This is a genomic window from Nocardia ninae NBRC 108245 (assembly GCF_007990755.1).
Lineage (GTDB): Bacteria > Actinomycetota > Actinomycetes > Mycobacteriales > Mycobacteriaceae > Nocardia > Nocardia ninae.
Window position 1 is genome coordinate 40,728 of record NZ_BJXA01000012.1, and the last position, 12,095, is coordinate 52,822.

Consider the following 12,095-nt stretch of genomic DNA (forward strand, 5'->3'; position numbering starts at 1 on the left):
GCGAATGCACGGCTGGCCCCAAGGATCGGGCTTTGGCAGGTGCGGGTGTCCTGCGGTAAAGCTTGGTCGTCGGGCTGTGCCGATCGCAGTGGCAACGGTGGTGGCATCGGATTCTGGCGCGCCTGTGCCGCCGCCCGCCGCTTCGCCCGCGCCAGGGGTAGTGGCATCGGTAGTGGCATCAGGGCGACGATCACGCCGCACGCCGCGCGTCCCTGGAATGATCGATCTATGAGCAGCAGTACCGGACATCTCATCCGGGAACTTCGTCTGGCCAAGGGCTGGTCACAAGGCAGGCTCGCCGATGAACTATGTCACCGCTCTGGAGCCAACATAAGTCGTGAATACATTTCTCGCCGTTGGGAATCTGGTGCGACCGAACCGTCGCCATTCTGGCTGGCGCACTTGGCCGCTGTGCTGGATTGTCCGACCGAACTGTTGGCGGCCGATGTGGATCGGCGCGAATTCCTGTCTCATCTCGGGGCGACGGCGGTCGCACCAGTGGTGGCGTCCGAGCTTTTGGCGCAAGGGTTTTCGGCGCGGCTGCACGCCACCGGGCCTGATGTCGAGGCATGGGAAGACCGGCTGGTCACCTACGGGACCGACTACATGAGCATGGGCGCGGCCGACATCCAACGCCGGTTGGCCGCCGATCTCGTTGTCCTGCAGCAACAACTGGACACACCGCGCCTCTGGGCGGTCGCCGCGCGGCTGATGACGCTCTACGCGAAGACCTACCCGGGTTCGGATGGCAATAAGGCCGTGAACTGGTATCGGATGGCTGCCGAAGCCGCCGACCGATCGGGGGATACGGCTATGCGCGTCTGGGTACGCGGTCGCGCCGCCATCGCGCTCGGCTATGAAGGTGCCGCCTTACCCACGGCGCATATGTTCGCCGACCAGGCCCTCGGCATCACCGACCGGCCGAGCCTGGGCAGGCTCAATGCCACCTGGGGCAAATCGCACGCGGCGGCAGTGCAGGGCGACACCGGTACCGCCCGCCGATTGATCGCGGACGGCCGCAGAGCATTTGATCGGTCCGGATCCGATGAGCAGACATCCGACTATGCGGTGCCCTGGTGGCGTGTGAATGTCTTTCTGTCCCTTCTCGCCGCGCGTCTCGGTGACGAACGCACCGCAGTACGCGCCCAAGATGACGCGCACGCCGAACTCCCCGCGACCTTGCCCCGCTTCGCCACCCACCTCGCGATGCATCGCGGCTTGATGCTGGTTCGTGCCGGCGACAAACCCGAAGGTGTCCGCCTGGCCCGCGCGGCCTTGAATGCCCTACCGCCAGAAAAACATTCACTGACGCTGCGCATGCTGATGGACGAGATCGCCGGTAGCGACACCGCCGTGTGATGAAACGATTTGTGGCGCAATGGCAGTTACTACAATGATTTAGCAGTACTATTTGTCGGGGAATTGCTTTCTGTGTCAGGGGGATTGGGGAGGGGTGGGCTGGGGGTTTTGGAGTCCCCAGTTGGGGGCGTTCGCTGGGGGTGATTGTTGTGTTTTCATGGGGAAGTATGAATCTTATTCGTCGGGCTGCGGCTCGGTATCTTGTTTCGGGTGTAATCGCTACGGTGGCAATGGGTTTCGTTGCGTTGCCGAGTTCTTTCGCGGAGCCGGGGCCGCCGGGGGTGACGGCTCCGCCGGGTGCGCCGAGTACGCAACCGGTACCGCTGGAGCCGGATCAGCAGTCGCGGGTGTATTTCAAAATTCCGGTGGCCAATGAATTCGTGCGGATGCAGACGCGGTTCACGGTTCCGCCGAAACCGGCGCGGGTGGGGACGATGTTTTTGTGGCCCGGGCTCGAGCCTCGGGAAGGGGGGAGGAATTACTACCCGATCGGGCTGGGTGTGCTGCAGCCGGTGCTGACGTGGGGTCCGGCCTGCGCGCCGGTGCAGCAGCCGCCGACGTACTCGACGTGGTGGATTTCCGGGCAGTACGTCAACGTGTATTCGAATGATCCGCGCTACCGCGGGTGCCACTCGGGGCGCGCGATGTCGGTACAGGTGGGGGAGGTGCTGGAGATGGACATCGCCCTGGACCAGTCGACCGGCCTGTGGACGCAAACCATTACGGGACAAGCGGGTTCGGTGCGCTACTCGATCAATCTGCGCAAGCAAGCCCAGAATATGGCGTTGTTCGCGATCGAACCGTGGGACAACGCGCGACTCGCCAATCGGCTGGTGTTCTCCGACACCACGCTCACCTTCCGTGACGAAGCCGCGCAGAGCTGCCTGAACCCGGAACTCACCTACACCGGAACGGGCGGCACCATCTCCCCGCCGACCGTCGACGGGCGCCGCTGCCACATCGACACCGTCACCGTCAACGTCCCGAGGAGTGCGGCCTAACCGCTTCTGCTGGTGGCGAAATCGGTTCCCGCCCGCGGGGGTGCGGCTCTACCGTGACGGCATGCATTCACCGATCACGGGCACCGCCGCAGGCGTGCCGTTCACCGCGCTGCCGCCGACCGGCGACGCCCCCGCGCCGCTGATCGTCACCTGGCACATGCTGGACGCGCCGAGGTCGGACGCGGCGTTCGCCGCCGCGTTGCCGATGGACGGTCTGCCCGCGTGGCGGGTGCATCTCGGTATGCCGATGTGCGGGGCACGGATGGTCGACGGCAGCATGGACGCCGGGCTGGCATTGATACGCGAGGACGTGCTGATGTCGTTTCTGCACGCGTTCGTCCAGCAGGCGACCGAGGAGTTCCCGGCCGCGCTGGCGTCGATCCGGGAGCAGCTGCCGGTCGGCGACGGCCCGATCGGCGTGCTCGGTGGCTCCCTGGGTGGCGCCGTCGCGCTGCGGGTCCTCGCCGAAACCGAGACGCCGATCTTCGCGGGCGCCGTCGTGAACGCCGCCATCCGGATGCGGTCCGTCGTGGACCTGTTCCCCGGCGACTATCCGTACGACGCCGAGTCCGAGAAAGCCGTCGACAGTTTGGATTTCATCGCCAAGGCGGGTCTCCTCGCCGGCCGCGCACCGCTGCTGGTGGTCAGTGGCGAGGAGGATCATCCCGCGTTGCGTGCCGATGCGTTGCAGCTCGTCGACGCGGTCGGCGACGGGGCCGAACTGCTGTCGATCCCCGGTTTGGCGCACCCACTCGCCGAAGAGCCCGGCATCGAACCCGCACCCCAGCTGCCGACGGCCCGCGCGGTGGACGCAGGCCTGACCGAATGGTTCCGACGCCAGCTCGGCGGCTGAACCGCACCGGCTATCTGGAAGCGCCCCCGGTTCTCGGGACCGCAGGTAGGCACCGGCTATCGGGCCCTGCGCCCGTTCTCGGGAACTGCGGGTAGGCATCAGCTGTCGGCCCGCGCGCCGGTTCCCGGGACCCGCGTAGTACCAGCTGTCGGTCCGCGCGCCCGTGCTCGGGTTCGCAGGTCGGGCGGGTTTGGGTGCCGTGGCGGTTGTCGGGGTTCGCAGGTAGACGCCGGTTGTCGGGGAAGCGCGCCGGTTCTCGGGTTCGCAGGTTGCGCGGATCCTCTGGCGCCGCGCCGGTTCTCGGGGTCTGAATGTAGGCGCGCCGGTTGCTGACTCCCGCACCAGTTCTCGGGATCCGCACTGACTTCAGGGGCCCTGATCGGTGCGGATCCCGAGTGAGGGTGCGGCTATTCCGCTGTTCGGTTGGCCACCGTGTGGAGGAGGTCGGCTAGTTCTTTCGGCTTGGACCACATGGGCCAGTGGCCGGTGGGGAGGTCGATGTATTCGGCATCGATGCGGGTGAGTTCGGCGAAGTCGGGGACTTCGCCGCTGTCGCGGAACTTCTTGGCGAGTTCGGCGGTGATGCTGTTGCAGATGATGGTGGTCGGTATCGAGAGGCGCGCGGGGGAGTCGCTGAGTTCCAGGGGGCCGGCGGCGATGGTGGTCGGTTCGCCGAGGGCTCGTTCGCGGAAGCGATCCAGCGCGGCCTCGTCCAAGCCGTCGAGGCTGTTGCCGGTCTCTTCCAGTTGCGGCCAGTCGGGGAGCAACCATTCGGGGCCGAGTTCGGCGAGTGCGGGGTTGATGGCGAAGCCGGCGGGCAGGGGAGCGGAGTCGACGTAGATCGCGCGGTGGAAGCGGTCCGGCGCGCGGTCGGTGGCGAGGTAGGCGGGGGCGGCACCGCCGGAGTGCGCGACGAGCACGGCGGTTTCCGCGGCCGGGACGGCGTCGATGATCGCCTGTGCTTGCGTTTCCAGTGTGGCCGAAAGCCGTTCGGGGTCGGCGGGATCCAGGCCCGGCAGGGTGAGTGCTCGTACTTCGTTGCCGCGCCCGCTCAGGTCGGCGGCGACCTCGTCCCAGGCCCAAGCGCCGAGCCAGAATCCGGGGACAAGAACTATCCGTGTAGCCATGGGCTTACCTTGCCCTACCGCGTCGGCATCCGCGAGGCGGCCTATGCTTCCCTATTTTCCTTAAACACCCCTATTGTGCAGAAACATAAGGATGTTTAAGGTAGTTGAGTGAATGATCGCCTCTACTCCGTGGAACAGGTCGCCGAACGCCTCGGCCTGCACGTCCGCACCATCCGCAATTACGTGCGCGACGGGCGGCTCACCGCGGTCCGCATCGGTAAGCAGTACCGGATCGCGCACGAGGATCTGGAAGCCTTCACCGGCCGTCCGGTGCCCGCGCCGCTGCGGGAGACGGTCGAGCGGCAGCGGCACGTCGAGGTGTCGAGCATCGTTCAGGTCGACGCTGTCGATCCAGGTATGGCCGATCGACTGAGCACGTTGCTGATGGGCGCGGCCAACACCCGGTCCTCTGGTGACGAGCCGCTGCGCATCGAGACGATGTACGACGCGGAGCGGGCGCGGCTGAAAGTCATTGTCCTGGGCGGACTTGCGGATACGGCACGGCTGTTCGACTACATGGAAGGGGTGCTCGCATCATGAGCGAGCAAAAGATCTACAAATCCGAGAAAGGCGCGAGCGAGATCCAGCAGCGCTACGCGGAACTACTGAAGACCTGGCCGGTACCGGCCGAGCACCTGCGCGTGCCGACCCGTGAGGGGGAGACCTTCGTCGTGGCGTCCGGCCCGCAGGTCGCGCCACCGCTTCTGCTGCTGCACGGGTCAGGGGCGAACACGACGATGTGGCGCGGCGACATCGCGTCCTGGGCAACACATTTCCGCACCTACGCGATCGACATCATCGGTGAGCCCGGCGGCAGTGCGCCGTCGCGCCCGCCGCTCGACTCCGATCGGCTCGCGCAATGGCTCGACGATGTGCTGGAAGGCCTTGGGCTCAGCACGATTTCGGTCGTGGCGACGTCGCTCGGCGGCTGGGTGGCGCTCGACTACGCCATTCGCCGACCGGAACGGATAACCCGGCTCGCCTTGCTGTGCCCCGGCGGCATCGGCGCGCAGAAGATGGGCTGGCTACCGAAAGCCTTGTTCCTGAGCCTCTTCGGACACCGCGGTGTGCGGCGGACCGCCCGCATCATGACCGGCCTGGACGCGCCGCTGACCGAAGAAACCCTGGACGAGATCGTGCTGACCTTCACCCAGTTCAAGCCGCGCACCGAGCGACTCCCCATCTTCTCCGACGACGCATTGCGCGGACTGACCATGCCGATGCTGGTGCTGGTCGGTGCCCGCGACGTCATGATCGACTCCGCGGCCACCGCCGAACGCGTGCGCCGGTGCGTCCCGAACGCGACGGTGCACGTGCTCCCTGACGTCGGCCACGCCATCCTCGGCCAGACCGAGGCGGTAGCCGATTTCCTCCTCGAAAGGCGCGCACCCCAGCCCACTCCCTCCTGACGCACGTCGGCGGCTTGGGGCACGCTGTTCTTGCCGCTAGGGGTCAATTCGCGGGCGAACCGAACCAACGAGTCAACGCTTCGCGCAAGCGTTCCGCGTCGGACTGCGCATCACCGTCGGCCGCCCACGCCACGTACCCGTCCGGCCGGATCAGCATTGCCGCGGCGGGTGCGTCGGAAGTCGTCGCGACCATGGGGTCGACCCGGTCGCGCCAACCTGCCGCGACATCGGCGTAAGCCCCGATCCCGTGACGGTCCCGGGCTCTGAACCCGGCGCTGTTATCGGCACCGGCACTCCCACCTACACGAGCATCGTTGAGCGTGAGCAAAACGGGGCGCGCCTTCCGCAGCACCTCCGCGACCCGCCGTGTGCCACCGGCGGTTTCGAGGGCGAGATCGGGCACCATCCGCCCGGCCAGCGGGTGGTTGTCGCCCACCTCGTAGCGGGTGTCCGACCCGGACATCAACCGCGCAATATGGGCGGTGTTCTCCGGCTCCCGCAGCAGCTCGTCGAACAGTGCGCGTAGCGCGGTGATCTCGGGACCCGGTGCGAAGAGCGCGGTTTGGGCCAGCGAACTCATCATGACGCGGACCCCGACCGGATGCCGTTCGGCGTGGTAGGTGTCCAGCAGGCCGTCGGGCGCCCACCCGTTGATCTCGGCGGCGAGCTTCCAGCCGAGGTTGGCGGCATCCTGTAGTCCGAGATTGAGTCCGGGCCCGCCGATTCCGGAGTGCACGTGTGCCGCGTCGCCGACCAGGAACACATTGCCCGACCGGTACCGCTCGGCCTGCCGGGTGTTCTGATTGTCGATGCGCCGCAACGCATGTGGCCCCGGCCCGCGCGGCGCCTCGATCGGCAGGTCGACGCCGAGTACTCGTCGCACTCCCGCGCGCAGTTCCTCGATGGTCATCGGCGTGCCGGCGGGCACCGGCTCGACACCGAACTCCATGCTCGCGACGAGCGGCCGTCCCGGTTCGAGTTCGGCGAAGACGAACCCGCCGCGTTCGAGTCGGTTGTGTCCGAACGGAAGTCGCCCGAAACCGGGCACCTCGACGCCACCGTCGGCGGTCCGCAGCTCGTCGGGCAGCCAGACGTGCCCCATCCGCACGACGCTGTCCGTCGCGGTGTGCCCGGGGAATTCGATACCGGCCTGTTTACGGACCAGGCTCTTGCCGCCGTCGGCACCGACCAGGAAGGTGGTGTCGAGTCGATACTCGCCCTCGGGCCCGGCCACCGTGACGACGACACCCCCGTCCTGCTGGATCGACTCGGTGAGCCGATGCCCCCACCGGACCTCGACACCCAACCCGCGCACCCACTTCTCCAGTAGGCGAACGAGTTTCGGCTGCGGAATGGCGAGTATGGCCATCGGATTGTCCGGCAGCTCGGCGAACGACAGCCGCAGCCCGGCGAAGAAGTACCCGGGCAGCGGTTGCGGCGCACCGGGCGCACCGCCGAACTCGTGATACAGCCCGCGCATGTCCAGCAGCCGAATCACCTGACCGACAAGGCCATTCGCCTTCGGCGCGACACTCGGCGCGGGCAACTCCTCCAGCACGATCGCCCGCACGCCGGCCAACGCGAGCTCGCCGGCGAGCATCAGCCCGTTCGGTCCGGCACCGGAAATGACTACGGCGGCAGAGTTTTCAGGCATGACAAATACACCTCTTGTTCGATGATGAGTTTTCTGGTGGTGCGGTCAGTGCGGCGGTTCGGGCAGCCCCGCGGTGACTTGGTCGAGGGCGCGGCGCAGCAGCGGGGCGATGGGGACCGGCGGGTCCGCGTGTGCGTACGCCACCATGGCCGCGTCGATGACGGTGCCGATCATGCCGGTCACCAGCCGCGGATAGACATCGCGTAGTGGGTCGGTCCCGGTGCGCTCCGCGATCAGTTCGAGCCAGTCCTCGGACACCCCGGCGAACAGCGCGGAGCGTAATTCGGGCGCCCGGAACAGTTTCCGGATCTCGGCCAGCTGGGCGGCGGTGGGGACGCGGAACTCGGCCTGTTCGGCTTCGAGCGGCTCGAGCAGCGCCGCGGTGAGCGCGCTCCAGAGCGGCTCGGCTGCCGGGCGTTCGCGAAATGCGGCCAGGCTGCGCCGGATCCGGACCGTCTGCCGGTAGATGATCGCGTCGTACTTACCGGTGAAGTAGTTGTTGAAGGTGCGCACCGAGACACCGGCCCGCTTTGCGATGTCCTCGCGGGTGACGTTGTCCAGGCCGCGCTCGAAGGCGAGCTCCAGCGCCGCGTCGCTGAGCGCCATCCGGGTATCGAGCTTCTTGCGTTCGCGCAGGCCGAGCACTTCTTCATCGGGCATGCCACCAGCCTACGGCAAAAACTTTCCCGGCGGGCAAAATTTCCCGCCGGGCAAAATTATCGACTGCGGCGAACCTGAGATGCCGCCGACGCTGGGCCGAATCAGTAAACGGGCCCCGTGTACTTCTCGCCCGGCCCCTTACCCGGCTCGTCCGGATGCGCCGACGCTTCCCGGAACGCACGCTGCAACGACTGCAACCCCTCACGAATCGGCCCCGCGTGCGGCCCGAGGTACTCCACCGACGCCGTGACCAGCCCGGCCAGCGCCGTGATCACCCGGCGCGCCTCGTCCAGATCGCGCCGCGTGCTGGTCTCCGGATCGTCGTCCGCGAGCCCGAGCTTCTCCGCCGCCGAGCTCATCAGCATCACCGCGGCCCGGCTGATCACCTCCACCGCCGGGATGTCAGCCAGTTCGCGCACGGAGTTGTCGAGCTCTTCAGTCATGGCTATGAGGCTAGCGAGGCCGCCCGGAGGAGTCGGAGCTGGCCGATCTCCGCGACGTTCTTCATCAGCTCCGAGTTCACCCAGCTCGCCAGGTGCGCCACCGTCAAACCCGCGTCGGCGGGCCACGGAAAGACTGCGGGCCGGTCCAGGTCGGCCTCGGTCAGGTCGTCCAGTGTGCGCACCCAGGTGTCGCGCAGCCAGCGCAGCTGCGCAATTGCCGCGACGCCGTCGCCCGCCCAGTGCACGTCCGCGCGGTCGGGTGGGGTCCGGCCCGCGAGATGATCGATGGCCGCGCTCCACCACCAGTCGATATGCCAGCTGAGCCAGCCGATGGTCGGCACCGGGATAGGGTCCGGCTCGGTGTCGGCCCAGTCCGGCCGCCACACCCCGTCGGCGTCGGGGCGTACTGTCCAGTGGAGTTCGGCGGGTGCCCAGCCGAAGTCCTCGACGCGCAGCGCGTCGAGATGGAGTTCGGTGAGCGACCAGGTGAGGTCGAACTGCCATCGGAGCAGGTCACGGCGTGAAGTAGACACCGGGGGAGCGTGGCAGGCACCCGTGCGCGCGGGCAAGCGGTTTACCGCGATTCGGCGATAGCCGAACGCAATGTTAGACTTTCCGCTGACGACCGCCCCTGGTTGTGTCTTCTTCCAAGATTTCGAGCCTGGGGCTGATAAGTGGAGCCCGACTCCCACCGTTGCCGACGAGCGATCGTCAGGTCAAACGGTCCGGTCACCCGCCTTCTCGGAGGCGGGTTTCTTGTGCAGCGGTTCTCTCGCGAGAACCGCGTGGACAAGATCGCATGCGAGTCTTTGGCGTGCGCTGACCGGTCGACCTCGGGCCCCGATGCGGAATACCGCTCCGGGGCTTTTGTGTTGAAAAGGGGTTGCAGTTATTGCGTGCGGTCGTCTTGACGACACCGCTTGACCTAGGAGGCCCCATCAGCACTGAGACCCGCATCAACGATCGCATCCGTGTTCCCGAGGTTCGCTTGATCGGACCCAGCGGCGAGCAGGTTGGGATCGTGCGTGTTGAAGATGCACTACGCGTCGCCATGGAGGCAGATCTCGATCTCGTCGAGGTCGCTCCGGATGCACGTCCGCCGGTCTGCAAGATCATGGACTACGGCAAGTTCAAGTACGAGACGGCGCAGAAGGCGCGCGAGTCTCGGAAGAACCAGGTGCAGACCGTGATCAAGGAGCAGAAGCTCCGCCCGAAGATCGACGACCACGACTACGCGACCAAGAGGGGCCATGTCATGCGCTTCCTCGAGGCGGGGTCGAAGGTCAAGGTCACCATCATGTTCCGCGGACGCGAGCAGTCCAGGCCCGAACTGGGCTACCGGCTGCTGCAGCGTCTCGCCGCGGACGTGGCGGACCTGGGGTTCGTCGAGACCTCGGCCAAGCAGGACGGTCGCAACATGACCATGGTCCTCGCGCCCCACAAGGGTGCGAAGACGCGAGTGAAGGCACAGCAGGAGTCCGCAGCTCCGCGGCAGCAGCAGCCCGCTGCGCAGCCGAGCCCCGCGCCCGCCGAGGCCGCCACCGCAGACAGCGCGCCCGCCGCGGCTCCGGCCGAGCAGGCCGACCCGCCGCAGTAATACCGATAAGAGCCGGCGGTCCGCAAGGGCCGCCGGGACGAGACAGATTAGAGGAATCCATGCCGAAGATGAAGAGCCACAGCGGCGCCTCGAAGCGATTCAAGGTGTCGGGCCGAGGCAAGCTGCTTCGCCAGCAGGCGAACCGTCGCCACCTGCTCGAGCACAAGTCGTCCCGCCGGACTCGTCGTCTGGATGGCACGGAGGCCGTCGCGTCCGTCGACGTCCCGCGCGTGAAGAGGCTGCTCGGTCTCTGAGAGACCTAGCCAGCGACCGCGTTCCGGATTCCGGACGCCGACCGAACTGACAATCTCCGGGTGCCAGCATGCGCCCCCTAGATCGACAAAGGACTGACCCATGGCACGCGTCAAAAGGGCCGTCAACGCTCAGAAGAAGCGTCGTTCCATCCTCGAGGCCTCCAAGGGCTACCGCGGCCAGCGTTCGCGGCTGTACCGCAAGGCCAAGGAACAGCAGCTGCACTCGCTCACCTACGCCTACCGGGACCGCCGGGCGCGCAAGGGTGACTTCCGCAAGCTGTGGATCGCCCGCATCAATGCCGCGGCGCGCCTGAACGACATCACCTACAACCGCTTCATCCAGGGCCTCAAGGCCGCGGGTGTCGAGGTGGACCGCAAGATCCTCGCCGAGCTCGCCGTCTCCGACGCCGAGGCGTTCGCTGGTCTCGTCGCGATCGCCAAGGCCGCCCTCCCGCAGGACGTCAACGCGCCCGCCGCGTAAGTCACCGGGTGACAAGCGAATACCTTTCGGAACGACCCGTGGACGCGCTCTCCGAGCGCAATCCACGGGTCGTTTCCGCTGTCAAGCTGCACCGCGGTGCGCAGCGCCGCAAGACCCGGCTGTTCCTGGCCGAGGGTGCCAATTCGGTGGCGGCCGCGCTGGACACCGGGCGGGTGCAGGAGCTGTTCTACTCCGCCGGTGCCGCGGTCCGCGAGCACGAACTGGTCGCCAGTGCTGCGGGCATGGGGGTGCGCACCACGCTGGTCAGCGATCGGGCCGCCCAGCAGCTGGGTGAAACCGTCACCGCGCCGGGGCTCGTCGCTGTGTGTGCGCTGATCGATGTGCCGCTGGCCGACGTGCTCGCGGCACAGCCCCGCATGCTCGCCGTGCCGGTCGAGATGGCTGAACCCGGCAATGCCGGAACCCTCATCCGGGTGGCCGATTCGGTCGGCGCTGACGGCGTGGTGCTGGCCGGTGACTCGGTCGACCCGCACAACGGCAAGTGCGTGCGGGCCAGCGCGGGCAGCCTGTTCCACGTCCCGATCGCCCGGCATCGCGACGTCGGCGAAACGCTGGATTCCATTGCGGCGGCAGGCATCACGATCCTCGCGACGGCCGCTGACGGCGAGGTCGATCTCGACGACGCCGACGAACTGTTCGCCGGGCCGGTCGCCTGGCTGTTCGGCAACGAGGCGCACGGCTTGGATCCCGCCGTGACGCGGCGCGCCGACCATCGCATTCGCATCCCGATCCGCGGCCGCGCCGAAAGCCTGAACCTGGCCACCGCGGCGGCCATTTGCCTGTACGCCAATTCCCGTGTGCGCTACGCGAACTAGAGACTGAGCCGCACACGTCTGATTGCCCGCACACCAGTGGATAGACCTTGCGGAAGCGCGCACGTCATCGCCGATCGCCGGGTCCGCGCTCGCCGTGCAGGAACACCTGCAGCATCTCCCCGTCGGCCAGGAAGACGTCGAAGCCCCTGCTCGAGCGCCTGGCCGCGCTTCCTCCTGCGAGCTCAGCCGCAGAAGCCGTAGAAGACGCAGAAGATGACGTTCTGCAGCCACGCCGGTAGCCACGCGTAGGGGTTCGGTCCCGGCGGGTTGGCGGCCGCCGTCCCGCTGCCGAGCAGGGTGATGACCAGCAGGCTCACCGTCATGGCAAGGCTGGTGATTCCGACCGTTACCGCCGCCTTCGATCTCCTCATGTCCCCGGACCTCCGTGTTCTCGGGCCGTGCCCCGCGCGGGCAACATTCC

The 12,095-nt window shown here is 67.3% G+C and carries 15 protein-coding genes; 9 read left to right on the forward strand and 6 right to left on the reverse strand.

What is annotated here, in order from left to right; all coding sequences use genetic code 11:
- Positions 1 to 228: 228 nt before the first annotated feature.
- The 3 genes from NN4_RS11675 (at position 229) to NN4_RS11685 (ending at position 3,213) form a co-directional block, all read left to right on the forward strand.
- Complete coding sequence (locus tag NN4_RS11675; RefSeq protein WP_147129940.1) at positions 229 to 1,359, forward strand: helix-turn-helix domain-containing protein; 1,131 nt, start codon at positions 229 to 231, stop codon at positions 1,357 to 1,359.
- Positions 1,360 to 1,583: 224 nt separating this feature from the next.
- On the forward strand, positions 1,584 to 2,360 hold the full coding sequence (locus NN4_RS11680) for a hypothetical protein (protein WP_147129941.1): 777 nt from the start codon (positions 1,584 to 1,586) through the stop codon (positions 2,358 to 2,360).
- 61 nt (positions 2,361 to 2,421) lie between these two features.
- Positions 2,422 to 3,213, forward strand: a complete 792-nt coding sequence (locus NN4_RS11685; protein WP_147129942.1) for an alpha/beta hydrolase family protein — start codon at positions 2,422 to 2,424, stop codon at positions 3,211 to 3,213.
- A gap of 407 nt (positions 3,214 to 3,620) precedes the next feature.
- Here the strand turns inward: NN4_RS11685 and NN4_RS11690 are convergent, their stop codons facing one another.
- Positions 3,621 to 4,340 (reverse strand): alpha/beta fold hydrolase, encoded by a 720-nt coding sequence (locus NN4_RS11690; protein WP_147129943.1) that lies wholly within the window; start codon positions 4,338 to 4,340, stop codon positions 3,621 to 3,623.
- Between the two features lie 108 nt (positions 4,341 to 4,448).
- Between NN4_RS11690 and NN4_RS11695 the strand changes: the two genes are divergently transcribed.
- Entirely contained in the window at positions 4,449 to 4,880 is a 432-nt protein-coding gene (locus NN4_RS11695; protein WP_147129944.1) for a helix-turn-helix domain-containing protein, read from the forward strand.
- Positions 4,877 to 5,749 carry an alpha/beta fold hydrolase gene (locus NN4_RS11700; RefSeq protein WP_147129945.1) on the forward strand — a complete coding sequence of 291 codons (873 nt, stop codon included), beginning with the start codon at positions 4,877 to 4,879 and terminating at the stop codon, positions 5,747 to 5,749. The genes NN4_RS11695 and NN4_RS11700 overlap by 4 nt, the downstream gene beginning before the upstream one ends.
- Before the next feature lie 43 nt (positions 5,750 to 5,792).
- On the opposite strand, the gene NN4_RS11705 is transcribed toward NN4_RS11700, so the two are convergent.
- The 4 genes from NN4_RS11705 to NN4_RS11720 all read right to left on the reverse strand — a co-directional run bounded on the left by NN4_RS11705 (position 5,793) and on the right by NN4_RS11720 (position 9,039).
- The gene (locus NN4_RS11705) at positions 5,793 to 7,403 is read right to left on the reverse strand and encodes an FAD-dependent monooxygenase (protein WP_147129946.1); all 1,611 of its coding nucleotides are present in this window, start codon (positions 7,401 to 7,403) and stop codon (positions 5,793 to 5,795) included.
- A 45-nt stretch (positions 7,404 to 7,448) separates the two neighbouring features.
- Positions 7,449 to 8,063: a TetR/AcrR family transcriptional regulator gene (locus NN4_RS11710; protein WP_147129947.1), complete on the reverse strand. Its 615-nt coding sequence runs from the start codon at positions 8,061 to 8,063 to the stop codon at positions 7,449 to 7,451.
- Positions 8,064 to 8,164: 101 nt separating this feature from the next.
- Positions 8,165 to 8,506: a DUF1844 domain-containing protein gene (locus NN4_RS11715; RefSeq protein WP_147129948.1), complete on the reverse strand. Its 342-nt coding sequence runs from the start codon at positions 8,504 to 8,506 to the stop codon at positions 8,165 to 8,167.
- A 2-nt stretch (positions 8,507 to 8,508) separates the two neighbouring features.
- Entirely contained in the window at positions 8,509 to 9,039 is a 531-nt protein-coding gene (locus NN4_RS11720) for a DinB family protein (protein ID WP_147129949.1), read from the reverse strand.
- A gap of 350 nt (positions 9,040 to 9,389) precedes the next feature.
- Here NN4_RS11720 and infC point away from each other — a divergent pair, with 350 nt between their 5' ends.
- From infC to NN4_RS11740, 4 genes are all read left to right on the forward strand, one after another.
- Positions 9,390 to 10,103: a translation initiation factor IF-3 gene (gene infC, locus NN4_RS11725; RefSeq protein ID WP_186818372.1), complete on the forward strand. Its 714-nt coding sequence runs from the start codon at positions 9,390 to 9,392 to the stop codon at positions 10,101 to 10,103.
- A gap of 59 nt (positions 10,104 to 10,162) precedes the next feature.
- Entirely contained in the window at positions 10,163 to 10,357 is a 195-nt protein-coding gene (gene rpmI / locus NN4_RS11730) for a 50S ribosomal protein L35 (protein ID WP_135236040.1), read from the forward strand.
- 100 nt (positions 10,358 to 10,457) lie between these two features.
- Positions 10,458 to 10,838: a 50S ribosomal protein L20 gene (gene rplT / locus NN4_RS11735; RefSeq protein ID WP_107655317.1), complete on the forward strand. Its 381-nt coding sequence runs from the start codon at positions 10,458 to 10,460 to the stop codon at positions 10,836 to 10,838.
- A gap of 38 nt (positions 10,839 to 10,876) precedes the next feature.
- On the forward strand, positions 10,877 to 11,674 hold the full coding sequence (locus tag NN4_RS11740) for a TrmH family RNA methyltransferase (protein ID WP_147129950.1): 798 nt from the start codon (positions 10,877 to 10,879) through the stop codon (positions 11,672 to 11,674).
- Positions 11,675 to 11,856: 182 nt separating this feature from the next.
- Here the strand turns inward: NN4_RS11740 and NN4_RS11745 are convergent, their stop codons facing one another.
- The gene (locus NN4_RS11745) at positions 11,857 to 12,045 is read right to left on the reverse strand and encodes a hypothetical protein (RefSeq protein WP_147129951.1); all 189 of its coding nucleotides are present in this window, start codon (positions 12,043 to 12,045) and stop codon (positions 11,857 to 11,859) included.
- Positions 12,046 to 12,095: the final 50 nt, after the last annotated feature.